This window comes from Virgifigura deserti (genome assembly GCA_003576685.1).
Lineage (GTDB): Bacteria > Pseudomonadota > Alphaproteobacteria > Dongiales > Dongiaceae > Virgifigura > Virgifigura deserti.
Map to the genome: position 1 here is coordinate 13,355 of QOZR01000008.1, position 17,542 is coordinate 30,896.

Consider the following 17,542-nt stretch of genomic DNA (forward strand, 5'->3'; position numbering starts at 1 on the left):
ATATGGCGCAGCTGATCGTTGTCTATTGGCGCGACATCCCTGCCCAGGTAATCGTCAAGCGCGGCCGGCAGAGCGCGAAGCGGCAGCTTTCCGAGCGTTTCGAGAAGGCGATCGACCGTGCTGCGATGCGAGCCAAGCTGCGCGACACGGATTCCTACCTCGCCGAGTGGCGCCGGGCCGACCCGGTCGAGTGCGGCGACGACCTGGAGGCCGAAGCGGATGCCGCCGCGGCCCGGCTCGAGAGCGCGTTTCCCGATCCGCGGCTGGACGAATTCGTCGCTTCGGGTGGCGTGGAGTCGAAGGCGTCATGACCCGTCACGCCCTGACGGCCGACCGGACGGCAACCCGGGCACGTGGCCGGCTCGAGGCGGTGCTGCGCCGCGGCGACTTCGCGTTGACCGCCGAGACGTCGCCGCCGGATGCCGGCGCGCCGGCCCCGGTTCTGGCGCGCGGCGGATGCCTGAAGGGCCTCGCCGATGCGGTCAATGTCACCGACGGCGCGGGCGCGCGGGCGCATATGTCGGCGCTGGCCGCCGCCGCGCTGCTGGCCCGCGACGGCATCGAGCCGGTGCTGCAATTCACCATGCGCGATCGCAACCGCCTGGCACTGCAGGGCGACATCCTGGGTGCCGCCGCGCTCGGCATTCCGAACATCCTCTGCCTGCATGGCGACGACGTGGCGACCGGCGACCAACCCGAGGCGAAGCCGGTCTACGACATCGACAGCCGCGAGCTGATGCGCACCGCCCGGCGCATGCGTGACGAAGGGACGTTTCCGTCGGGCCGGCCGATCGAGCCGCGGCCGGCTTTGTTCATCGGCGCCGCGGACCGCCCGACCGACCCGAAGCCGGGCTGGAAGCCCGACGCCCTCTTGGCCAAGATCGACGCGGGCGCCGATTTCGTGCAGACCCAATATTGCTTCGACATGGACCTGCTGCGCCGCTATCTGGCGCGGCTGGCGGATCATGGCGTCCTGGAGCGGCTGTTCGTGATCGTCGGCATCGGCCCCATCGCCTCGGCCAAGTCCGCCCGCTGGATGAACGAAAACCTCTTCGGCGTTCAGATTCCGGAGGAGATCGTCCGCCGGCTGGACGGCGCCCGGGACCAGCAAGCCGAGGGGCGCAGGATCTGCGTCGAACTGCTGCAGGAACTGAGCGAGATCGACGGCGTCGGCGGCGCCCATCTGATGGCGCCGCGGCAGGAAGAGGCGATCGCCGAGGTGATTGCCGACTCCGGTTTGCTGTCCCGCCGCTCCGCGGCCTGAGAAACTCTAGAGACCCAAGGGATATATGGGCATGTATGCCGTTCGCCTCTGGTCGGTACGTCATTCGCGCCTGCTCGAAAGCTTCTATCAGGGCTTCGAGCGGATCATCGTTCGCCTCGACCCGCTGTGGAAGCGGATCGGCTATGAGCGGCTGGAGCAGCCGGTCGCTGCAGTGGAGCGGCAGGTCAAGGGCCTGCTGTTCGACTGCCAGATGTGCGGCCAGTGCGCGCTCAGCTCGACCGGCATGTCCTGCCCTATGAACTGCCCGAAGAACCTGCGCAACGGTCCCTGCGGCGGCGTTCGCGCCAACGGCCACTGTGAGGTGAAGCCCGAGATGAAATGCGTCTGGGTGAAGGCCTGGGAGGGCTCGCAGCAGATGCTTGAGGGCAAGGCCATCCTCGACGTCCAGAAGCCGGTCGACAACACTCTGAAGGGTCATTCCTCCTGGCTCCGCGTCGCTCGCGAGAAGGCCGGGGCCCGGGCGCAGCCCGAAGGGCGGGCGTCATGATCGTCGATCCGCTGTACGATCCTGGCGATCCGCTGCCGCCGCTGCCGGGGCATTCCTCACGCGGTCGGCTGGAGCGCGTCCTGCGGTCCGGCAAGTTCGCGGTGACCGCAGAGTTGAATCCGCCCGACTCGGCGGACCCGCGCGAGGTGTTCGAGCGGGCGCTGGTGCTGTCCGAGGTCTGCGACGCGATCAACGCAACGGACGCTTCGGGCGCCAACACGCATATGTCGAGCGTCGGCATCTGCAGCCTGCTGACCCGTGCTGGCTATGCCGTGATCATGCAGATCTCCTGCCGCGACCGGAACCGGATCGCGATTCAGGGCGACGTGCTGGGCGCCGCCGCCATGGGCGTGTCCAACATCCTCTGCCTTACCGGTGACGGGGTGCAGGCCGGCGATCAGCCGGGCGCCAAGCCGGTGTTCGACCTCGACAGCACCTCGCTGCTCGAGACCATTCGGACGATGCGTGACGAGAAGCGGTTCCTGTCCGGCCGCAAGATCACCGTGCCGCCGGCGGTCCTCCTCGGCGCCGCCGCCAATCCCTTCGCGCCGCCTTACGACTACCGGCCGATCCATCTCGGCAAGAAGGTCGCGGCCGGGGCGCAGTTCATCCAGACGCAGTATTGCTACGACATTCCGCTGCTGGAGCGGTTCATGGCGCGGGTGCGCGATTTGGATTTGCACAAGAAATGCTTCATTCTGGTCGGGGTCGGGCCGCTCGCCTCGGCCAAGACGGCCCGCTGGATGCGGACGAACGTTCCCGGCGTGCATATTCCGGACCAGGTCATCGCCCGGCTCGAGGGGGCCCAGAAGCAGAAGCTGGAGGGAAAGAATCTCTGTATCGAACTGATCCAGCAGATCAGGGAGATCGAAGGCGTTGCCGGCGTCCACGTCATGGCCTATCGCCAGGAAGAGCTTGTCTCCGACGTCATCAGCGCGTCAGGTATCATGAAAAACCGTCAGCCCCGGCCACAGGCCCGGCGTCCGGCAAAGGAAAGGATCGCATAATGACAGACACTGTAGTCAGCTCGGCGACCAAGGAGGTCGTCATCGGTTTCGAACGGCCCTTCGTCATCATCGGCGAGCGGATCAACCCCACGGGGCGCAAGCTGCTGGCCGCCGAGATGGCGGCCGGCGACTATAGCCGGGTCAAGGCCGATGCGCTGGCCCAGGTCGCCGCCGGCGCCCAGATGCTTGACGTCAATGCCGGCATTCCGCTGGCCGACGAGCCGCGCATTCTCGCCGAGGCGGTCCAGCTCGTGCAGTCGCTGACCGACGCGCCGCTGTCGATCGACTCCTCGATCGTCGCCGCGCTCGAGGCCGGGCTCGCTGTCTATAAGGGCAAGCCGCTGGTCAATTCCGTCACCGGCGAGGAGGAGCGGCTGGAGAGCGTGCTGCCGCTGGTGAAGAAATATGGCGCCGCCGTCGTTGCGATCTCGAACGACGAGACCGGCATCTCCGAGGACCCGGACGAGCGCTTCAAGGTCGCCAAGAAGATCGTCGAGCACGCCGCCGACTACGGGATTCCCTATTCCGACATCGTCGTCGATCCGCTGGTAATGCCGGTCGGCGCGCTGAACCAGGCCGGGCGCTCGGTCTTCCATCTGGTGCGCCGCCTGCGCGAGGAGCTGAAGGTCAACACCACCTGCGGCGCCTCGAACTTCAGCTTCGGCCTGCCGAACCGGCATGGGCTGAATTCCTCCTTCCTGGCCATGCTGATCGGCGCCGGCATGACCTCGGCGATCACCAATCCGCTCCATGCGGAGGAGATGACCGGGATCATGGGCGCCGACGTGGCGATGGGCCATGACCCGAACTGCATGCGCTGGATTCAGAAGTTCCGCGAGCCCGCGGCCGAGGGCGAGGAAGGCGCCGGCCGCCGCCGCGAGGGTCGCCGACGGCGCGCGTGATCGAAGAGTCTTAACCACAGAGGCACAGAGACACAGAGGTTGCGGACTGGTAGTAACGAGCACGCCGTGCCTCTATGTCTCTGTGGTTTTCTGAAGATCGGGATCTGATGTGGGTAACGATAGCTCCAGTGATAGCCGCGGCAGCGACGCCCTGATCGTCTTCATGCCGTCCGGACGCCGAGGTCGGTTTCCGGTCGGCACGCCGGTCCTGCAGGCGGCGCGCGCGCTCGGCGTCGACATCGATTCGGTCTGCGGCGGGCGCGGTATCTGCGGCCGCTGCCAGGTCGAGGTGAGCGAGGGCGAGTTCGCGAAGCTGGGCGTCTCGTCGCGGCTGGCGAACCTCTCGCCCTTCGGCGAGGTCGAGCAGCGCTATGCCGAGCGGCGCCAGGGCCGGGGCCGGCAGGGCCTCGCGCCGGGACGGCGGCTCAGCTGCTCGACGCTGCTGCTGGGCGATATCGTCATCGACGTGCCGTCCGACAGCCAGGTTCACAAGCAGGTCGTGCGCAAGCGCGCCGAAATGCGCGCGATCGAGCTCGATCCGGTGGTCCGGCTGCATTATGTCGAGGTGCAGGAGCCCGACATGCACGACCCGCGCGGCGATCTGCAGCGGCTGGAGCAGGCGCTGGAGGAGCAGTGGAACCTGACCGGCCTGAACTGCGACCTGCGCGTGATCCAGGGCCTGCAGCAGGCGCTGCGCAAGGGCGAATGGCAGGTGACCGTGGCGGTCCATCAGGGCACCCAGATCACCGCCGTCTGGCCCGGCTTCCATGACCGTGCCTTCGGGCTGGCGATCGACATCGGCTCCACCACCGTCGCCGCGCATCTCTGCAACCTCGCCACCGGCGAGGTCGTCGCCTCGGCCGGGCAGATGAACCCGCAGATCCGGTTCGGCGAAGACCTGATGAGCCGGGTGTCCTATGTGATGATGAACCCCGGCGGCGAAGTCGAGATGACCAAGGCCGTGCGCGAGGCGGTCAACGGCCTCGCGGCGGAGGTCGCGGCGGAGGTGGGCATCCAGGTCGAGGACATCCTCGAGGTCACCTTCGTCGGAAACCCGATCATGCATCACCTGCTGCTCGGGATTAACCCGGTCGAGCTGGGCGGAGCCCCCTTCGCGCTCGCCAGCGATTCGGCGATCATGTTGTGGTCGACCGAGATCGGCCTGCGTATCCACCCCAATGCGCGCATCTTCGTGCTGCCCTGCATCGCCGGTCATGTCGGCGCCGATACGGCCGGCGTGATCCTGTCCGAAGCGCCGCATCAGGCCGACGAGATGACCCTGATCGTCGATGTCGGCACCAATGCCGAGATCGTGCTCGGCAACCGCCACCGGCTGCTCGCCGCCTCCAGCCCGACGGGGCCGGCCTTCGAGGGGGCGCAGATCAGTTGTGGCCAGCGTGCGGCGCCGGGCGCGATCGAGCGCGTGCGCATCGATCCGGAGACGCTGGAGCCGCGCTTCAAGGTGATCGGCAGCGACAAATGGTCGGACGAGGAGGGCTTCGCCGCGGAGACGCGCAAGATCGGTGTCACCGGCGTTGCCGGCTCGGGCGTCATCGAGGCGCTGGCCGAGCTCTATCTCGCCGGCGTCATCAGTCAGGACGGCGTGATCGACGGCGCGCTGGCCGCGCGGAGCCCGCGAATCCAGGCTGACGGACGGACCTTCTCCTATCTGCTGCATGACGGCGAGCCGGCCCTGCGGATCACCCAGAATGACGTCCGCGCCATCCAGCTCGCCAAGGCGGCGCTCTATGCCGGCGCGCGGCTGCTGATGGACCGCATGGGCGTGGAGTCAGTCGACCGCATCACCCTCGCCGGCGCCTTCGGCAGCCACATCGACGTCAAGCATGCGATGATCCTCGGCATGATTCCCGACTGCGATCTGGCAAAGGTGAGTTCGGCCGGCAACGCCGCCGGCACGGGTGCGCGCATCGCCTTGCTCAACCGCCGGGCGCGCGACGAGATCGCCCGCGTCGTGAAGCAGGTGGAAAAGGTCGAGACCGCGGTCGAGCCGCGCTTTCAGGAGCATTTCGTGCAGGCGATGGCGATCCCGCACAAAACCGCGCCCTATCCGCAGCTCAGCGCTGCGGTTCGCCTGCCCGAGCCGAAGGAAGTGACGCTCGCCGGCGGCGACGACAGCGGGGGACGCCGGCGTCGGCGGCGGGCCTAAATCGGCGTTCCGGTGGGCCCGCCGCGCCCCGTGGCGGCAGCCCGATTCCGCAACGGCTGGGTGTAGAACCCGATCCGATCGCATCGGCTGGATGTAGTCGGCGTCCCAGTCTCTAACTACATGGGTTCGAGGACGAGCCACCGATCAGGTTGTATAAGCCCGATCGGAGCGTGCCCCAATATCTGTGTACCGCCCGCCGCCTCCAACAGAACTGTTCTAGTCCTCGGTGAACGTCGCGCCGGTATCCGGTGAGTCGGTTCGAAATTCGGTTGCTCCCATTATTTTGTCGGAACTTCAGGGTAACTGAGGCGTTGAACCCGTGTGATCAAGGCGATTGGTCAAGGCAATCACTAAGGCGGAGAAGGAAATGTTGAAGCACTTGCTCTCGACTACAGCCATCGTCCTGGCTCTTTCCACGACGGCGTGGGCGCAGACCTCGACCGCCGAGGATCCGGCCATGGATCAGGGGCAGACAACCGAAGAGATGAATGCCCAACCCACGGATCAGCCTGACTCCGCGACAGGAACCGATATGGAAGATCCGGCAGCCGGCACTGCCGAGACGGACATGCCGGATCCGACCATGGAGGAGCCGGCGGCGGACACCGCGGCCACCGATACGCAGGATGCGGTGATTCCCGCGGAAGAGGAGGGGCAGCTCAGGGCCGAGAACCTCATGGGTATGACGGTGCTCAGCGGTGACGGCGAGCGGATCGGCGAGGTCCAGGACCTGATCTTCGACGAGAGCGAGCAGATCACCGGCGTCGTCGTCGGGGTCGGCGGCTTCCTCGGGATCGGCGAGAAGCGGGTCGGGTTGAACTGGGAGCAGGCCGAGGTGCAACAGAACCCGGACACCAATGAAGAAGTGATCACGGTGAACCTGTCCAGGGAAGAGCTCGAGGCCGCTCCGGAGTTCCAGACCACAGAGGAGCAGGCGGCCGAAGAAGAGGCAGGGGCCGTGGCGCCGCTGCCGGAGCCGACGACCGGCACCGCACCCCAATAGGCGCGCAAATCTACATCAGCGCGGGCGACGCCCATCCCGTTCGCCCGCTCCATCCGACGGACTCGAAAGCTGTCCCCGATCCGGGGGCAGCTTTCCTCTATCCGAAGCCTTGCTCGCCGCCCACTTCAGGTCATATGACGGCTTCAGGCCATGTGGTGGCTCAGGCCATGACGGCGGCGCGGTCCTGTTCGGGGAGAGCCATGCCCCACATCTTCTCGAGATTGTAGAAGCTGCGCACTTCCGGGCGGAACAGATGCACGATGACGTCGCCGCCATCGATCAGCACCCAATCGCCGGCTCTCACGCCCTCCAGCCCGACCTCGCCCACGCCCTGCTCCTTGAGCTTGACGCGCAGATGCTCGGCCATGGCCGCCACTTGCCGCTGCGAGCGGCCTGAGGCGATGACCATATAGTCGGCCATGCTGGATTTTCCTTGAAGATCGATGACGACGATGTTCTCGGCCTTGTCGTCGTCCAGGGACTTTTCGACCAGTCCCACAAGCTGCGTAGAGGTCGCCAGGGACATGGTCCCATTGACCTGACTGCTGCGTGTTATGGCAACACCTCTGGGTTGTGGTCAGGTCGGAGGCGCTGAAACCTGGCTCCGTCCTGTACTTTTCTCCGTCCGCCCTGTTCCTGCCCCCCGTCCCGTCCGGATCTCGGTGGCCGAGAGCGGGTTGGGCCGGTTATGGACGAACACCCAGGCGGGCGGTTCCTGATCCGCCAGCCTCCGGCCGGCACTTTCGCGCAGCCGATTGCGGGCGAACCGCCGCGCCGCCTTGGCGGTCAGCGCCCTTAAAGAATAGGTGGGGCGGGCAAAGACTGCAATGGGAACGGCATGAAAGATTTGCGGCCAATCCTTCCAGGAGGCGATCTGCACTAAGTTGTCGGCGCCCATTAACCATACGAAGCGCGTGTGCGGAAACCGCCGTTTCAGCCGCCTCAGGGTCTCGGCCGTATAGCGGGTCCCGAGCCGCGCCTCGATGTCGGTCACGCGGATGCGGGGGTGCCGGGCCATTGCCCTCGCCTGCGCAAGGCGGTCGGCGAAGGGCGCCATGCCCGCGACCGGCTTCAGCGGGTTCTGCGGGCTGACCAGCCACCAGACCTCGTCGAGGCCGAGCCGCTTCAGCGCCTCGAGGCTGATCTCGCGGTGGCCCTCATGCGCCGGATTGAACGACCCGCCGAGCAGCCCGATCTTGCGGCCGGTGCGGCGACGTGCGTGGCGAGCGGTCCCCGAATCCGCCGTCAGGGGCGCACCTGTCCGGTACCGCGGACGACGTACTTATAGCTGGTCAGCTGCTCGGCGCCGACCGGTCCGCGGGCGTGGAGCTTGCCGGTGGAAATGCCGATCTCGGCGCCCATGCCGAACTCGCCGCCGTCGGCGAACTGGGTCGAGGTGTTGTGCATCACGATGCCGGAATCGACTTGGTCGAGGAACCGCTGCGCGGCCGCAGCATCCTCGGTCACGATCGCCTCGGTATGGTGCGAGCCGTGCCGGTTGACATGCACGATCGCCGCGTCGACCCCGTCCACCAGCTTCACCGCGATCACCGCATCGAGATATTCCGTGTCCCAGTCGGCCTCGCTCGCCGGCTGGACGCGCGGATCGAGGGCGCACGTCTCCGCGTCGCCGCGCACCTCGCAGCCGGCGTCGATCAGGTCGGCGAGGATTGCCGGCAATTGACCGATCGCCCGCCGATCGACCAGAAGCGTCTCGGTGGCGCCGCAGATCCCGGTGCGCCGCATCTTGGCGTTGAGCACCAGGCGACGCGCCATCTCCGGGTCGGCGGCACCGTCCACATAGGTGTGGCAGATGCCGTCGAGATGCTTGAGAACGGGAATCCGGCTCTCCGCCGCCACTCGCTCGATCAGGCCGCGGCCGCCGCGCGGCACGATCACGTCGATGGACTCCGCCATCTGGAGCATCTCGCCGACGGCGGCACGGTCGGTCGTCGGCACCAGCTGGATCGCCGCGGTCGGCAGGCCGCTCTCGCCAAGCGCACGCCGCAGACAGGCGGCGATTGCCGACGAGGAATGAAAGCTCTCGGACCCGCCGCGCAGGATTGCCGCGTTGCCGGAGCGCAGGCACAACCCGCCGGCATCGGCGGTCACGTTCGGGCGCGATTCGTAGATGATGCCGATGACGCCGAGCGGAACCCGGACGCGGGCGATCCGCAGGCCGCTGGGCCGGTCCCAGTCGGCCAGCACCGCGCCGACGGGATCGGGCAGCGCGGCGACCTCGTCGAGGCCCCGCGCCATCGCCTCGACGCGGGTCGCGTCGAGCTTGAGCCGGTCGAGCAGGGCCGGGGTCAGGTTTCGCTGCGCGGCCGCCGCCATGTCGCGGGCATTGGCCGCGAGAATCGTCTCGGCGTCGCGCCGGATCGCCGCAGCGGCGGCCTTGAGCGCGGCCGTCCTGCTGTCCGCCGAGGCCAAGGCAAGCGCTGCCGCGGCCTCGCGGGCGGCGACGCCGATGGCGCGCATCACGGCCTGGATGTCGCGTTCATCCATGTCTGCTTGTTTTGCCTGCGCGTTCGTGGACATCGCCGCTCGAGCCTCGCCCTTCGTCCCTCGACAGGCTCGGGATGAGGAGACGACCTCATGCTGAGCCTGTCGAAGCATGAGGGCCGGGAGGCTGCGAATCCTTTTGCGACAGCCGGCTAGCTCAGCACCAGATCGTCGCGGTGGATCATCTCGTCGCGGCCACGGTAGCCGAGGAGCGTCTCGATTTCACGGCTTTTATGGCCGCGGATGGTCCGCGCGTCGGCCGCGGAATAGGCGCTCAGGCCCCGCCCGACCTCGCGGCCGGCCGTGTCGACGATCAGCACCGCGTCGCCCCGCTGGAACGCCCCCTCGATCTTGGTCACGCCGGCCGGCAGCAGGCTGCCGCCGGCGCGCAGCGCCTTCAGCGCCCCGGCATCGACGGTGATGCGCCCGACCGGGCCGAGGGCGCCCGCGATCCAGCGCTTTCGCGCGGTCAGCGGATTGGCCGAGGGCAGGAACCAGGTCGCCGGCTCACCGCCCGCGACCGCGGCCAGCGGGTTCATTCGCCGGCCGTCGGCGATCACCATGCGGCAACCGGCGCCGAGCGCGATGCGCGCCGCCGTCAGCTTCGTCACCATGCCGCCGGAACTGTAGCCGGGCGGCGCCTGTCCCGCCATCGCCTCGATCTCGGGCGTGATCTCGGTCACTTCGGGGATCAGTCGCGCCGCCGAATCGCGGCGCGGATCGGCGGTGTAGAGCCCATCGATATCCGACAGCAGGACCAGGGTGTCGGCGCTGATCATCGCCGCGACGCGGGCGGCCAGCCGGTCGTTGTCGCCGAAGCGGATCTCGCTGGTCGCCACCGTGTCATTCTCATTGATCACCGGCACCGTGCCGAGCCGGAGCAGGGTGCCGAGCGTGCTGCGGGCGTTCAGATGCCGCCGTCGCTCCTCCGTGTCGTCGAGGGTCAGCAGGATCTGCGCCACGGTGATGCCGTGGCGTGCGAGGCTCTCCTGATAGGCATGGGCGAGGCGGATCTGGCCGGTTGCTGCCGCCGCCTGCTTCTCCTCGAGCCGGAGACCGGCACCGGTCAGCCCGAGATGGCGGCGGCCGACGGCGATCGCGCCGGAGGAGACGAGGATCACCTCCTGGTCGCGGGCGCGGGCGGCCGCGACGTCGTCGCCAAGCGCGTCGAGCCAGTTGCGCCGGATCGCACCCGTCTCGTCGTCGACCAGCAGGGCTGAGCCGATCTTGATGACGAGGCGTCTGGCCGTGTCCAGCCTTTGGCTTCGTCCCTGATCGGTCACGGTGCGCCGCCCTCCGTTGCGGCCTTCGCCTCCTCGGCCTCACGATGGGCTTGGATCGCAGCAACCATCGACCGCAGAAGGGTGGGCACGCCCTGGCCGGAGACGCCGGAGACGTGCAGGACCTCGGTCTCGCCGATCTCCGCCGCGGCGGCCAGCGCGGCCGCCTTCTCGGCGATGGCCGCTTCGTCCAGCGCGTCGCACTTGTTCAAGGCGAGGATCTCCGGCTTTGCCGCCAGGATCGGGCTGTAGGCGGCAAGCTCCTCGCGGACCGTCCTATAGGCGCCCGCGACATCGTCCTGCGTGCCGTCGATCAGATGCACCAGAACGCCGCAGCGTTCGACATGGCCGAGGAACCGGTCGCCCAGGCCCGCACCCTCATGCGCGCCCTCGATCAGGCCGGGAATGTCGGCCAGGACGAACTCGCTGTCGTCCACCCGGACCACGCCGAGCTGCGGATGCAGGGTGGTGAAGGGATAGTCGGCGATCTTCGGCCGCGCCCGCGACACCGCGGCCAGCATCGTCGACTTGCCGGCGTTCGGCAGCCCGATGAGGCCGGCATCGGCGATCAGCTTCAGGCGCAGCCAGACCCAGCGCTCTTCGCCGGGCCAGCCGGGCTCGGCGTGGCGCGGCGCCTGGTTGGTCGAGGATTTGAAGTGGGTGTTGCCGCGTCCGCCGTCACCGCCCTTCGCCAGCAGCACCCGCTGGCCGGGGCGGATGAGATCGGCGATCACCGTCTCCTTGTCCTCGTCGAGAATCTGGGTCCCGACGGGCACTTTCAGCAGGATGCTGTCGCCGGCGCCGCCGGTACGATTCCTGCCCATGCCGTGATGCCCGCGCTGGGCCTTGAAATGCTGCTTGTAGCGATAGTCGATCAGCGTGTTCAGGTTCGGCACCGCCTCGACGACGACATCGCCGCCGCGGCCGCCGTCGCCCCCGTTCGGTCCGCCGAACTCGATGAACTTCTCGCGGCGGAAGCTGACCGAACCGGCCCCGCCGTCGCCGCTGCGAACATAGATCTTCGCCTGGTCGAGAAACTTCATGACTGGTTAGCTCGGGTGCCGAAAAGCGGGGCGCAACGAAAAAGGGGAACGGCGCACCGTTCCCCCGAATCCAGGGCCCCTTGGACGGGCCGGCGGTCGGGTCCGCCTAGGCGGACGGCTCCACCACCGACACGAAGGTGCGACCACCGGACGTGCGGTGGAACTTCACCTGGCCCTCGGCGACCGCGAAGATCGTGTGGTCCTTGCCGATGCCGACATTGCTGCCCGGATGATATTTCGTGCCGCGCTGGCGGATGATGATGTTGCCGGAAATAACGGCTTCGCCGCCGAACTTCTTGACACCGAGCCGACGACCGGCTGTGTCGCGTCCGTTGCGGGAGCTGCCGCCTGCCTTTTTATGGGCCATATCGACTTACTCCTCGGTCTTCTTCTTTCGGGCCGCGGTCTTCCGCGCCGGCTTTTCCGGCTCGGCGGCGGCCTGGACCGCCTCGGGCTTGCGCCCGTCGGTCAGGATATCGGTGACGCGCAGCACGGTCAGATGCTGCCGGTGGCCGTTCTTGCGACGGTAATTCTGCCGGCGCTTCTTCTTGAAGACGATCACCTTGTCGTCGCGGATCTGCTCGAGCACCGTCGCGGCGACGGCGGCTCCACTGACAGTCGGGGCGCCGACGGTCACGCTGTCGCCCTCTCCGACCATGAGAATCTCGCCCAACTCCACGACATCGCCGGCTTCGCCCGTGAGGCGCTCGACACGGATAACGTCGTTCTTGGCGACCTTGTACTGCTTGCCGCCGGTTTTGATGACTGCGAACATGGGTCCAACGTCTGAAAATACGGAAAGGCGAGCCGCAGCCCGCTCAAGAAGCGCGGACTATAGCGCCGCGGCCTGCCCTGTCAACGATTTTCCGGACGGTTTCCGGCGGCCTTCCCGCCCATGACGACACCGCGGCGACACCGGGCGGCACCGGGGCGATATCCCAAGCAATAGTAAGAACGCTATTGCGGCGGGCCAAATGCAGTCCCTTCGAGGAACGTCTCACCGCGCCGGCATGTAGCCGAGATAAGGCCGGCTGCCCGGGATTCATCGTGCAATTAGCCATGATTTACTTGGGGCCTCCTGGCTATTTGAGTCCTTTTGGGGCCGGCCAGGGGAACCGTTGATCCTCGAAAACCGTTGTTGCAGTCGGGTCGAGGCGGTGCAACGTGCCGCGCCGGTCCATTCCGCTCCACCCTGGCACCCTGGAGGAGACCGTATTATGACGAGACTTACACCGGCATTTGGTGCGTCGCTGCTGCTGCTCGCCGCCGTTGGCTTGTCGGGCTGCGGCATGTTCGGAGGCGATCGCGATTCGGACATGTCGGCGCAGGCCCAGCCCATGCCGGACATGACCGCCACGGCCGATGCCGAGGCATCCGCCGAGCGCGCGGCTGATGCCGCGGAGCGGGCCGAGATGGCGGCTGAGCGGGCGGCGCAGGCGGCCGAACAGGCTCAGCGGGCGTTCCAGCTCTCGCAGCAGAAATAGTCGATAAACAGGCCGGAGCCGTGGATACTCGGGACAGTGGATGCCCGGCTACCGGGTAATCCGGACCGGGTAATCCGGACCGGGTATCCGCGTTTCTCCCGCACCGCCCGCCGGATTGCGCTGAAGTCCAGGCGGTTCGCCTGTGATCCGGCGGCCGTGCGCACCTTGGCGACCGCATCGCCGAAATCGTCCGATCCACCCTTGAACCGCCCGGTCGTCTCCAACTGGTCGGCTTGCGATTCCGATGGATGGACCTCGATGAAGAGCTCGCCCTCGATCCAGCCGAGCTTGACTGGTTGACGCAGCACGACGACCGGCGTGCCGATCGGCAGCCGCTCGAACAGCCCGTCGATATCCTCCGGATACATGCGGATGCAACCGCTGCTCGCGCGCCGTCCGATGCCCCAGGGCTTGTTGGTGCCATGGATCAGATAGGCCGGCCAGTCCAGATAGAGCGCGAATTCGCCGAGCGGATTGTCCGGCCCCGGCGGCACGACGGCCGGAAGCTCTGGCCGCTCCGCGCGAATGGATTTCGTCGGATACCAGGTGGGGGCGGTCGCCTTCCGCAGAATCCGCGTCTTGCCGATCGGCGTCGTCCGCCCTTCGCGGCCGATCCCAACAGGATAGGTCTCCGGCGGCTTGCCCGGCGCGGGGAAATAATAGAGCCGCATCTCGGCCAAGTTGATCACCAAGCCCTCGCGCGGCCCGTCGGGCAGCAGGTGGGCCGTCGGGAGCGTTATCACGGTTCCGTTCCCCGGCAGCCAGGGATCGACGCCGGGATTGGCGGCGAGCAGCTCGACGAAGCCCAGACCGAAGCGCCGTGCGACCTCGTGCAGCGTGTCGTCATAGGTGGTCCGATAGGTGCCCATTCGGCCCACCACGTCCTCCGCGGCATCCTCTGCGGCGTGGCTGCAGCCAGCCGACAAGCCGACGACCGCGAAAAGGAGGGCCCCGATTCGTCGCCGGAGCTTGGCTTTCATGAACAGCTTCGGCATCTTGAGGGCAGCCGTGGGGGTTCGGGGGACAGCAATGCCGATGTGGTACTGTTTGCGGGGATTGTCAAATTTCGCCTGCCTGCGTTTCCGGGGGGTCGGCGCGCTCCTCCTGCTCGCCGTCCTCTCCACCGCCGCTACCGATGCGGTAGCCAGCAACGGCGGCGATCCGGCTGGCGCCGACATGGTGGTGATCTACAAGCAGGAGCGGATGCTGCATCTGCTCCGCGCGGGCGAACGGATCCGGAGCTATCGCATCGCGCTCGGCAGGGAGCCGAGGGGACATAAGGTCCGGGAAGGCGATTCGCGAACCCCCGAAGGGGCCTACATCATCGACTGGCGCAATCCCGACAGCAGGTTCCACCTGTCGCTGCACATCTCCTACCCGGGTCGGCGCGATCTGCTGCGGGCCGCTTGGCTCGGCGTCACCCCGGGCGGCCAGATCATGATTCACGGCCTGCCGAACGGGCGCGATGCGGATGCGGTCGGGCACCCGGCCAGGGACTGGACCGATGGCTGCATCGCCGTCACCAACCGCGAGATCGAGGAGATCTGGCAACTGGTCGCCGATGAGACGCCGGTCTACATCTTTCCCTGAATCTTTACCCAGTATCTTTAGCCAGTCCGGCGCATGTTTCACCGCTTCCGCCTCTTGCGGCCCCAGGGGCGATAGGCTAGGGTCCCGCCCCGTTCGACAGGCCCCTGCCAAGGGGCCGTGCGATGCCGCCAGACGGAGGGGTGCCGGAGTGGTCGAACGGGGCGGTCTCGAAAACCGTTGTGCCCGCGAGGGCACCGTGGGTTCGAATCCCACCCCCTCCGCCAACAAGTCTTTGTTTTCAAGCCGTTCCCAGTGGGTTACGCGAAGTCCCGGTCCTTTCCGGGGGTTAGCGGCCGGCTTGGCGCGTCCACGGCCTGGAGAGACCGATTTCGCCGTCGCTCTGCGCGGTCTCAGGCGTCGTGTCTCTGTTCGCGAGTTCGGCGGTGCCACTCAGGCAGGCGCGAAGCCGAGCCGGCGGCGCTGCTCGCGCCAGTCGAGCGGCAGGTCTGCAAGCCGGAGCAGCCGCTCGGCGGTGAGCTCGACCGGCTGACGGCCGTCGAGGATCGCCTCGACGATGTCAGGCGCGAGGAAGGCGACGCGGAGCACACGCCGAATGTAGGAGCGGGCGATGCCCTCGGCCGTGGCGAGGTCGCGGAGCGAGCCCGCCTCGCCCGAATGCAGGCGATGCCACCAGTCCTGGGCCCGGGCGATCGCCTTGATCAGGGCGGGGTCGGGCGCCCGCTGCCGACGCTCGTCCCCGGTGCCGACGACGAGCTTCAGCTGGACGCCGCGGGTGCGCAGGCGCACGGGGATCACAAGGTCGTACGGTTCGGAGGTGTGGCTTGGCGCTGCATCGTCCGCCGGGAGGCCCAGGTTCCGGCGCAACGATCTCTGTTCGATGCGGAGCCGCACCGTGCCCTCCTCGACCACCACCTGATGCAGCACCGGGCCGAGATGGTCGATCCAGGTCGCGGGCGTCGCGTCCAGCAGGTCCTTGCGCCAGCGCCGCGCTCTTCGGATCGTATCGTCGGCCGCGGCCGCACTCGGGTTGCCCCCGAGCGCCGCCAGCAGCCGGCTCGGCGTGTTCAGGAGATCGGCGACGCCGGCGCGCACGACGCCCTCGATCGCGTCGGCCGGAATGCGCCGGAGCCGGGCGCGGGGTGGTCGCTCGCCGGTGATCAGGGCCCGCTCGACATAGTAGCGGTAGCGCCGGCCCGCCTTGAGCGCGTGCGACGGCGTGAAGCGGTTGCCCGCGGCATCGATCAGGCGGCCGACGAGCAGGCTTGGCGCGTCCGCGTTCGCCCGCGTCCGATGGCCAGTGAGGTTGGCGGCGAGCCGCTGCTGCACAGCCTGCCAGGTCTCGGGATCGATGATCGCCGCGTGGGCTCCGGCATAGGTCTGCTTCTTGTGGGCGATCTGGCCGACATAGATGGGATTGGCGAGGATGCGGTAGAGATGCCCACGGCTGAAGGCGGTGCCGCCGCTAATGCGGCCGTGCGCGTCACCGCGCCGCTTGGTCCGCAGCCCCAGCCGCTCGGCCTCCGCCTTCACCGCGCGAACGCTGCCCGTCTCCTGATAGAGTCGGAACAGGGCGCGGACGGTCGTGGCCTCCGGCTCGTTGATCACCAGGCTCCGGTCTTTGGCGTCGTAGCCGAGCGGGACGAACCCGCCCATCCACAGGCCTTTCTTCTTGGACGCGGCGATCTTGTCGCGGATGCGCTCGCCGGTGACCTCGCGCTCGAATTGGGCGAAGGAGAGCAGCACGTTGAGCATCAGCCGGCCCATTGAGGTCGTGGTGTTGAACTGCTGCGTGACCGCGACGAACGAGACGCCGTGCTGGTCGAACAGCTCGGCCAGCCGGGCGAAGTCGGTCAGCGAACGCGTCAGTCGGTCGATCTTGTAGAGGACGATCACGTCGATCTTCCGCGCCTGCACGGCAGCGAGGAGCCGCTGCAGGGCCGGGCGCTCGATCGTGCCGCCGGACTGGCCGCCGTCATCGAAGCGGTCCGGCAGGGCCCGCCAGCCCTGCTGCGCCTGGCTCTTGATGTAGGCCGCACAGGCTTCATGCTGGGCATCCAGCGAGTTGAAGTCCTGCTCCAGCCCCTCCTCGGAGGACTTCCGGGTGTAGATCGCGCAGCGGATCGTCGCGCGCTTGGCCGGCGTCATCCGCCGCGCTTCCCATCGGCGGGGGCTCGCGGCGGCGCCGTCAGGCCGAAGAAGCGCGGGCCCGACCAGCGCACCCCGGTGATCGCGCGGGCGATGGCGGAGAGCGATCGGTATTCCTGTCCCCGCCAGGCGAAGCCGTCGGCCAGCACCTCGACGACCTCGGTCCCGCCATTCCAGTCGCGCATCAGCCGGACCCCCGGCCGCAGGGTCGGGCGGGAGGGGGCGTTCATCGTCTTGGCGCTGGTTCTGAGATCGTCAGCCAAGCGCCGCAACTGACGGCGGGTGGCGGGCCGGAGCCCGCCGCCCGCCTGCTCCTGAATCCGGTAAGCGAGCGCCCGGATCAGCAGGTCTCGGCTGAGGTGAGCCGGCGCGGCATGGCCAAACAGGGCGGCCCATTCGGCCCGCAGTGACGGCACATCGCATTGGGCGATCGCGGCGAACCGACGGTCGACGGTTGATTTCTCCTGGCTCATTGTTCGCTCGCCGCTATCCTGGAGTCTTCAGCCGGCCGATTCGTCGCGTGAGCGATCCTGGGGCCGACGTGAGTCATCATGACCGGCACCACCCTTGCTTCTCGTCTCTGATGACGATGGCTGCGGATCGCTCGACTGTGGCGTATCGCCGGGATCGGCCGATGGCTCCCGCTTGGTGCGGTCGCGGAGGACCTGCGCGTAGCTGCGCCG

General features: G+C 67.8%; 18 protein-coding genes, 1 tRNA gene and 1 pseudogene. 10 read left to right on the forward strand and 10 right to left on the reverse strand.

Annotated features, from left to right (window positions below):
- Positions 1–2: 2 nt before the first annotated feature.
- The 7 genes from DT069_RS14555 to DT069_RS14585 all read left to right on the forward strand — a co-directional run bounded on the left by DT069_RS14555 (position 3) and on the right by DT069_RS14585 (position 6,851).
- On the forward strand, positions 3–311 hold the full coding sequence (locus DT069_RS14555) for a virulence factor (RefSeq protein WP_119461051.1): 309 nt from the start codon (positions 3–5) through the stop codon (positions 309–311).
- A complete protein-coding gene (locus DT069_RS14560; RefSeq protein ID WP_119461052.1) occupies positions 308–1,264 on the forward strand; it encodes a methylenetetrahydrofolate reductase in 957 nt (318 codons plus the stop codon). The genes DT069_RS14555 and DT069_RS14560 overlap by 4 nt, the downstream gene beginning before the upstream one ends.
- 31 nt (positions 1,265–1,295) lie before the next feature.
- The gene (locus tag DT069_RS14565; RefSeq protein ID WP_119461053.1) at positions 1,296–1,772 is read left to right on the forward strand and encodes a methylenetetrahydrofolate reductase C-terminal domain-containing protein; all 477 of its coding nucleotides are present in this window, start codon (positions 1,296–1,298) and stop codon (positions 1,770–1,772) included.
- Complete coding sequence (locus DT069_RS14570; protein WP_119461054.1) at positions 1,769–2,779, forward strand: methylenetetrahydrofolate reductase; 1,011 nt, start codon at positions 1,769–1,771, stop codon at positions 2,777–2,779. Before DT069_RS14565 ends, DT069_RS14570 begins: the two co-directional genes overlap by 4 nt.
- On the forward strand, positions 2,779–3,681 hold the full coding sequence (locus DT069_RS14575; protein WP_119461055.1) for a methyltetrahydrofolate cobalamin methyltransferase: 903 nt from the start codon (positions 2,779–2,781) through the stop codon (positions 3,679–3,681). Before DT069_RS14570 ends, DT069_RS14575 begins: the two co-directional genes overlap by 1 nt.
- A gap of 109 nt (positions 3,682–3,790) precedes the next feature.
- Positions 3,791–5,848, forward strand: coding sequence for an ASKHA domain-containing protein (locus tag DT069_RS14580; RefSeq protein WP_425450247.1), 2,058 nt, complete (start codon positions 3,791–3,793; stop codon positions 5,846–5,848).
- Between the two features lie 367 nt (positions 5,849–6,215).
- Positions 6,216–6,851 carry a PRC-barrel domain-containing protein gene (locus tag DT069_RS14585; RefSeq protein WP_119461056.1) on the forward strand — a complete coding sequence of 212 codons (636 nt, stop codon included), beginning with the start codon at positions 6,216–6,218 and terminating at the stop codon, positions 6,849–6,851.
- 160 nt (positions 6,852–7,011) lie between these two features.
- On the opposite strand, the gene rsfS is transcribed toward DT069_RS14585, so the two are convergent.
- From rsfS to rplU, 7 genes and pseudogenes are all read right to left on the reverse strand, one after another.
- On the reverse strand, positions 7,012–7,377 hold the full coding sequence (gene rsfS, locus DT069_RS14590) for a ribosome silencing factor (protein ID WP_119461057.1): 366 nt from the start codon (positions 7,375–7,377) through the stop codon (positions 7,012–7,014).
- 51 nt (positions 7,378–7,428) lie between these two features.
- Positions 7,429–8,100: a nicotinate-nucleotide adenylyltransferase gene (locus tag DT069_RS14595; protein WP_119461058.1), complete on the reverse strand. Its 672-nt coding sequence runs from the start codon at positions 8,098–8,100 to the stop codon at positions 7,429–7,431.
- The gene (locus DT069_RS14600) at positions 8,097–9,392 is read right to left on the reverse strand and encodes a glutamate-5-semialdehyde dehydrogenase (protein ID WP_483887791.1); all 1,296 of its coding nucleotides are present in this window, start codon (positions 9,390–9,392) and stop codon (positions 8,097–8,099) included. The genes DT069_RS14595 and DT069_RS14600 overlap by 4 nt, the downstream gene beginning before the upstream one ends.
- A gap of 116 nt (positions 9,393–9,508) precedes the next feature.
- On the reverse strand, positions 9,509–10,639 hold the full coding sequence (gene proB / locus DT069_RS14605) for a glutamate 5-kinase (RefSeq protein ID WP_425450248.1): 1,131 nt from the start codon (positions 10,637–10,639) through the stop codon (positions 9,509–9,511).
- Positions 10,636–11,679, reverse strand: a complete 1,044-nt coding sequence (obgE, locus tag DT069_RS14610; RefSeq protein WP_119461060.1) for a GTPase ObgE — start codon at positions 11,677–11,679, stop codon at positions 10,636–10,638. The genes proB and obgE overlap by 4 nt, the downstream gene beginning before the upstream one ends.
- A 106-nt stretch (positions 11,680–11,785) precedes the next feature.
- Entirely contained in the window at positions 11,786–12,046 is a 261-nt protein-coding gene (rpmA, locus tag DT069_RS14615) for a 50S ribosomal protein L27 (protein WP_119461061.1), read from the reverse strand.
- Positions 12,047–12,151: 105 nt separating this feature from the next.
- Positions 12,152–12,454, reverse strand: a pseudogene (gene rplU, locus DT069_RS14620) (50S ribosomal protein L21); the annotation flags it as partial.
- A gap of 442 nt (positions 12,455–12,896) precedes the next feature.
- Here rplU and DT069_RS14625 point away from each other — a divergent pair.
- Positions 12,897–13,163 (forward strand): hypothetical protein, encoded by a 267-nt coding sequence (locus tag DT069_RS14625; protein ID WP_119461063.1) that lies wholly within the window; start codon positions 12,897–12,899, stop codon positions 13,161–13,163.
- Here DT069_RS14625 and DT069_RS14630 read toward each other — a convergent pair.
- Entirely contained in the window at positions 13,130–14,143 is a 1,014-nt protein-coding gene (locus DT069_RS14630; protein WP_162913204.1) for a L,D-transpeptidase family protein, read from the reverse strand. The genes DT069_RS14625 and DT069_RS14630 overlap by 34 nt on opposite strands.
- Between DT069_RS14630 and DT069_RS14635 the strand changes: the two genes are divergently transcribed.
- The gene (locus DT069_RS14635; RefSeq protein WP_425450249.1) at positions 14,142–14,753 is read left to right on the forward strand and encodes a L,D-transpeptidase family protein; all 612 of its coding nucleotides are present in this window, start codon (positions 14,142–14,144) and stop codon (positions 14,751–14,753) included. The genes DT069_RS14630 and DT069_RS14635 overlap by 2 nt on opposite strands.
- A gap of 134 nt (positions 14,754–14,887) precedes the next feature.
- Positions 14,888–14,977, forward strand: a tRNA-Ser gene (locus tag DT069_RS14640).
- Positions 14,978–15,143: 166 nt separating this feature from the next.
- On the opposite strand, the gene DT069_RS14645 is transcribed toward DT069_RS14640, so the two are convergent.
- Both DT069_RS14645 and DT069_RS14650 read right to left on the reverse strand, forming a co-directional pair.
- A complete protein-coding gene (locus DT069_RS14645) occupies positions 15,144–16,859 on the reverse strand; it encodes a recombinase family protein (RefSeq protein ID WP_119461065.1) in 1,716 nt (571 codons plus the stop codon).
- A complete protein-coding gene (locus DT069_RS14650) occupies positions 16,856–17,332 on the reverse strand; it encodes a DUF2924 domain-containing protein (protein ID WP_119461066.1) in 477 nt (158 codons plus the stop codon). The genes DT069_RS14645 and DT069_RS14650 overlap by 4 nt, the downstream gene beginning before the upstream one ends.
- Between the last annotated feature and the right edge of the window lie 210 nt (positions 17,333–17,542).